This is a genomic window from Shewanella sp. SM87, from assembly GCF_025653705.1.
GTDB lineage: Bacteria > Pseudomonadota > Gammaproteobacteria > Enterobacterales > Shewanellaceae > Shewanella > Shewanella oncorhynchi.
On the sequence record NZ_JAKKSC010000093.1, the window covers coordinates 1 to 857 of the forward strand.

Annotated in this window: 1 protein-coding gene; it reads right to left on the reverse strand. The window is 55.5% G+C overall.

The annotated features are described in order from the left end of the window. Positions 1 to 857, reverse strand: an 857-nt coding sequence (locus L5M11_RS23805) for a putative Ig domain-containing protein (protein ID WP_263193459.1), incomplete at both ends; no start/stop codon positions are given.

The window sequence follows — 857 nt, forward strand, 5'->3', positions numbered from 1 at the left end:
CGCTGGCCACTAAGTTGTAGCTGTACGCCGCATCTTGGGTTGCTGCCGTCACCGCCATTGAACTAATCGTTGGCGCATCGTTGACGTTAGTCACCGTGATACTAAAGCTTTGCTCAGCCGTTAAGCCATCCGTGTCCGTCACTCGTAAGGTGACTGCGTGACTGCCCACATCCGCATTGCTCGGCGTACCACTGAGTAACCCTGTCACCGCGTTGAAACTCAACCAGCTCGGTTTGGTCACTGCGCTCAGCGTTAAGCTGTCGCCGGTATCAGAGTCGCTGGCCACTAAGTTGTAGCTGTACGCCGCATCTTGAGTGGCGGCTGTGATGGCCGTTGAACTAATCGTCGGCGCATCGTTGACGTTTGTCACTGTAATGCTAAAGGACTGCTCAGCCGTTAAGCCATCTGTGTCCGTCACTCGTAAGGTGACCGCATGACTGCCCACATCCGCATTGCCTGGCGTACCACTGAGTAAACCCGTCGCCGCGTTGAAACTCAACCAGCTTGGGTTGGTCACTGCGCTCAAGGTTAAACTGTCACCGGTATCGGAGTCAGTTGCAGTCAAGCTGTAGCTGTACGCCGCATCTTGGGTCGCAGCCGTCACCGCCGTTGAACTAATCGTCGGCGCATCGTTGACGTTTGTCACTGTAATGCTAAAGGACTGCTCAGCCGTTAAGCCATCTGTGTCCGTCACTCGTAAGGTGACCGCGTGACTGCCCACATCCGTATTGCCTGGCGTACCACTGAGTAAACCCGTCGCCGCGTTGAAGCTCAACCAGCTCGGTTTAGTCACTGCGCTCAGCGTTAAGCTGTCGCCAGTATCAGAGTCGCTGGCCACTAAGTTGTAGCTGTACGCC